At 44.9% G+C, this 2433-nt stretch carries 3 protein-coding genes; 1 reads left to right on the top strand and 2 read right to left on the bottom strand.

Features of this window, described 5'->3' with window-relative positions; all coding sequences use genetic code 11:
* The coding region (locus H6S82_RS29140; RefSeq protein ID WP_191057169.1) for a DUF29 domain-containing protein at positions 1 to 314 on the bottom strand (314 nt) is incomplete at its 3' end.
* A 27-nt stretch (positions 315 to 341) separates the two neighbouring features.
* Positions 342 to 1805 (bottom strand): phosphoglucomutase/phosphomannomutase family protein, encoded by a 1464-nt coding sequence (locus tag H6S82_RS29135; RefSeq protein ID WP_190461480.1) that lies wholly within the window; start codon positions 1803 to 1805, stop codon positions 342 to 344.
* 168 nt (positions 1806 to 1973) lie between these two features.
* On the opposite strand from H6S82_RS29135, the gene H6S82_RS29130 reads away from it, so the two are divergent.
* A partial coding sequence (locus tag H6S82_RS29130; RefSeq protein ID WP_191057168.1) for an ATPase domain-containing protein occupies positions 1974 to 2433 on the top strand: 460 nt, incomplete at its 3' end.

The raw sequence follows: 2433 nt of genomic DNA, 5'->3' as shown, positions 1-2433 counted from the left end.
AGATAAGGTTGAAGACTGGGAGATTCGCTCACAGCTTCCCTTACTCGTCTGCGGTATTCGATAATGCTACCTTCCCAGCTACCAGTCCTACGTTCTGGCTGAAATTGCCACTTGAGCAAATGAACTAAAACGACAATCAGATTACTCTTGAGGCTTTTGCGTTCGCTTCTCCCCATGTCCTCAATTTCCTCGATTAAGTTTTCCCAGTCCACGTTTGCATAGTCCTGGCTTCGCAATTTTTCCAGAGTTTTTTCAATCCATTGCAGGTAGTCAATCTCATACAGAGAAAGCTTTCGATCGTCTAATGCTTTCATAAATTTATACCCTACTTTATCACTACCTTATGAAAGTGAGTTAGCCCAATCTTTCGCCCAATTTAATCTTTCATACACCGCTTCTAAATTAGCGGCTTCGCAATACAACCTCAAAACGGGTTCCGTACCGCTGAAACGAATCATCAACCAACTGCCATCAGCCAACCGAAATTTATAGCCATCAATTTTATTGCAATCGACAACATCCTGACCGACAATTTTTGTCAGCGGTTGATTTTGCAGTTGTTCTAAAAGACGCGCTCGCACATCCATACTAGCCAAGGGTAAATCGATGCGATCGTATGCAGAGAAAAAGTTTGTTTGCGACTGCAAACCGCGATAAATATCGCTCAAATCCATACCAGATTGAACAACAGCTTCCAACAAATATAAAGCCGATAACAAAGCGTCTCTTTCTGGAATATGTGTACCGTAACCAATACCACCAGATTCTTCACCACCGATGGAAACATGGCTTTCCAACATTCGATCGGCAATATATTTGTAACCGACTGGCGTCTCAAATACAGGTAAATTATACAGCGATGCCACACGAGGAATTAAATCGGAAGCGCTCACGGTTTTGACAACTTCGCCAGTCAAACCGCGTCGCGTTGCTAGATGTTCGATCAATATCGGAATCAATATTTGAGAACTGAGAAAATTACCTTCTCCATCCACAGCAGCAATGCGATCGCTATCTCCATCAAACACAAATCCGATCGACAAATTTGTGCTATCCTTACGACCGTGAGTTCGCATAACTCGAAACAATTGGGAAAGGTAACGCGGCAAAGGTTCTGGCGCACCGCCATCAAACAGAGGATTGCGATCGCTATTAATTTCTCGAATCGGCAAACCCAACACTTGCGCCAGTCCACCCGCAGCAGCACCGTGCATTACGTCAGCAAACACAGTAATTTTATGTTGGGCGATCGCATCTTTAATTCGATCGATATCCACCTTCGCTCTCAAACCTTCACAGTAACTCGGCCAAGGATTAAATATTTCTAAACTTCCCGGCGTTTCCTGCCTTGAGAATTCACCATCCAATAACCCTTCAATCTGTCGCGTTATTTCCGCAGGAACCGACCCACCAAAAGCACCCTTGACTTTTAACCCCAAATAGGGAGCGGGATTGTGGCTGGCAGTCATCACTATAGCACCCAAAGCGTTAAGCTTTTTAGCAGCCCAGCTAAATGCCGGAGTAGGAGCGTAGCTTTCCGATAGCAACACATCAAAACCTGCCGCTTGTATAGCCTCTGCCGCCTGAGATGCAAAAGCTTCCGCTAAAAAGCGACGATCGTAACCGACGATAATTTTACGATTTCCCGTCGTCTCGCCATAAACATTTGCCAACACTTGAGCGGCAATAGGTGCTACCATAGCCACGCGATCGAAAGTAAAATCTGCGGCAATAATGCCCCGCCAGCCATCAGTACCGAACTTGATAGCATTAACAGCAATTGGTAATGAACTTGGGAGAACCATAAACAAGCCTCGTTAGCAACTGATAGACAAACTTTTCGAGTGTAGCTGAGCAAGGAACTATTATAGATAAGTTAAGCGATGGCTACTTCGGTCAACTTCAGTAAGAAATCGTATTTTTACGTCTTTAGCGTTAATTTAGGATAGTTTGGGAGCCAAAGAAATTTTTATATGCCTCAAGAACGTCTGTTAACAGGGATACCGGGTCTAGATGAGCTGCTTGATGGCGGTTTCATTCCAGGTCGCGCTTATTTAGTACGGGGTGGCCCTGGTGCTGGCAAGACTACCTTGGGATTGCACTTTCTGGCCACAGGTGTTGCCAATGGAGAAAAGACGCTTTATATCACTTTAGGGGAACCGGCAGAGCAAATCCGCACCAACGCTAAAGCTCTCGGTTTTGATGAAAAAAGTATTGAATTTTTAGACCTCAGCCCTACATCGGAATTTTTTACCGAGATTCAAACCTACGACATTTTCTCACCAGCTGAGGTGGAAAGAGAACCAACCACCCAAAAAATTATTGATGAGGTAACGACGCTCAAACCGCAGCGAGTATTTCTGGACGCCATGACCCAGTTTCGTTACCTGTCGGCAGATGCTTTCCAGTTCCGCAAACAGGTGCTTTCTTTCG

This window comes from Planktothrix sp. FACHB-1355 (assembly GCF_014748295.1).
GTDB classification, from domain to species: Bacteria; Cyanobacteriota; Cyanobacteriia; order Cyanobacteriales; family Aerosakkonemataceae; genus Aerosakkonema; species Aerosakkonema funiforme_A.
The sequence above is the reverse complement of the archived record's forward strand: the minus strand, read 5'-3'. Positions and strand labels throughout refer to the sequence as shown.

What these genes read in the sequence shown, in the direction of transcription:
- H6S82_RS29135 (WP_190461480.1), bottom strand. Translation starts at nt 1,805, where the DNA reads ATGGTTCTCCCAAGTTCATTACCAATTGCTGTTAATGCTATCAAGTTC.